General features: G+C 70.2%; 1 protein-coding gene. It reads right to left on the reverse strand.

What is annotated here, in order from left to right:
- Positions 1-362 precede the first annotated feature (362 nt).
- Entirely contained in the window at positions 363-1,772 is a 1,410-nt protein-coding gene (locus tag HUW62_RS47030) for a serine/threonine-protein kinase (protein ID WP_163869515.1), read from the reverse strand.
- Positions 1,773-1,944 lie beyond the last annotated feature (172 nt).

Genomic DNA, 1,944 nt, shown 5'->3' on the forward strand with positions numbered 1-1,944 from the left:
CCGCAGGCCCCCGCTCCCAGCGCCAGGCTCAGGAGCCCCACCATCCATCCCCGACCCCGAGACGGGTGGGTGCTGGTGTGACGACGCGACGGCGAGGCTGGTGTGTGGTGCATGCTTTTCCCCCGTGTGTGGCGGTCAGCGCTCGCTGGCCACCTTGTCGCCCATCAGTTCCAGCATTCCCAAATAATGCCGCTGTGACTGATGGGTTCGACAAGTTTTGCAGGGGGTTCAGCCGGCTTGCATGCCGCAGGGGCAATAATTTTCCCGTGGCGGATGAATCATAACAGTCAGGGTGTAAAGTCCAGGACTCGGGGAGTCATGGATGAGGTGGAATCAACGAAGACCTGTCATTCCAGGGATGTCTAAATCGGTTCCGGGAATTCCAGGGACAGGACGGCGGCGGGGGTGAGGGCGAAGCCCTCGGGTCCGCGCAGTCGCCAGGCGCCCACGTCGGTGACGGGGCCTCCGACGACTTCGGACTCACCGGTGTCGCCGCGCGTCTCGGCCTGGCCCAGGTGAAGGCACAGGTGGACGGTGGCATCCACGGGGTCGGCGAGCTTCTGCGCGGCCTGCTGGAGGATGCGCAGGGAGCGCTCGGCCTCGCGCAGGTACGCGGTGCGCTCCGGGGTGGGCGCGCCGTTCTCCAGGGGGCGCACGGCCAGGAGCGTGGTGCCGGACTGGAGCGCGAGCAGGAAGCCGCCGCCGCGCAGGCCCTGCTCCAGGCCATCCAGCACGTCGGCGAGCACCGCGTACATCGCGTCGTCGTCCTGGGCGGCGGAGGGAAGCACCACCTCGGCGTGGACGGCGAGCGCCAGCCGGGAGCGGTGGGCGGGCTGCACGGGCTCCTCGGCGGCGTCCGCGAGCGCGGCGAGGAAGGCGCCCACGGTGGTGAAGCGGCGGCTGGCGTCCTTCTCCAGGCAGCGCAGCACCACTGCGTCCACGGCGGGGGACACCGGGGCGATGGCGCTGGGCCTGGGCGCGGGGGCCTCCAGGTGCAGCCGCTCCAGTTCCATCCGGTCCTCGCAGAGGAACGGGTAGCGGCCGGTGAGCAACTGGTGCAGCAGCACGCCCAGCGCGTAGATGTCCGTGTACGGGCCAATGGTGCCGCCGCGGAACTGCTCGGGGGCCATGGCGTGCGCGGTGCCCAGCCGCTGGCCGGCGATGGTGAGGCCCTCCTGCGAGCCCTCCGCGTGCATCAGCTTGGCGATGCCGAAGTCGAGCAGCTTCACCCGGGGCTTCTCGCCCTCCTCCACGACGAGGATGTTGCTGGCCTTCAGGTCGCGGTGGACGACGCCCGCGCGGTGCGCCGCCTCCAGCGCGCCGCACACGGGCTCCAGGTAGGCGCGCGCTCGGGACGCGGACAGCCGGCCGCGCTCCTGCACCACCTGGCCCAGCGTGCGGCCCGCGAGCAGTTCCATGACGTAGTAGGGGCTGCCGTCCGGCATCAGCCCGAAGTCATAGACATCCACGATGTTGGGGTGGCGAATCTGGTTCACCACGCGGGCCTCGCGAACGAAGCGCTTGAGCATCTCGCCCTGGTCCGCCAGGTGGGGATGCAGCACCTTCACCGCGGCGCGGCGGCCCAGAATCCGGTGCTCGGCTTCATAGACGCTGCCGTGGCCACCGGAGGCGAGCAGGGCCTTGAGGATGTACTCGCCCGCGAGCGTGCCGGGGCCTCTGTCGCTCTTGCCCGCATCACCGCGCCCTCGCTCGGAGCCATGCAGATCCGCCCGTGCCTGGATGCGGAACGTGCTCTCGGAGTCGGCCGCCATGTGTGGAAGGCACCCTAGCACCCACCTTGGAGCCCTGCTGCATGCCCCGGGCCCGAAGCGACCGCCGCGTCGCGCCAATCCCTGGCATGCGTTCACCACCCATCACCTCGGGTGGGGGAGGGAGGGGCAGATGTTGCCTTGCGTATGCTCGGGCGCCCCATCACCCCGGGTG

The sequence above is a fragment of the Myxococcus sp. AM011 genome (assembly GCF_013372595.1).
GTDB lineage: Bacteria > Myxococcota > Myxococcia > Myxococcales > Myxococcaceae > Myxococcus > Myxococcus eversor.

Excerpts from the sequence above, each read along its gene's own strand:
- HUW62_RS47030 (WP_163869515.1), bottom strand. The coding sequence starts at position 1,772 with ATGGCGGCCGACTCCGAGAGCACGTTCCGCATCCAGGCACGGGCGGAT.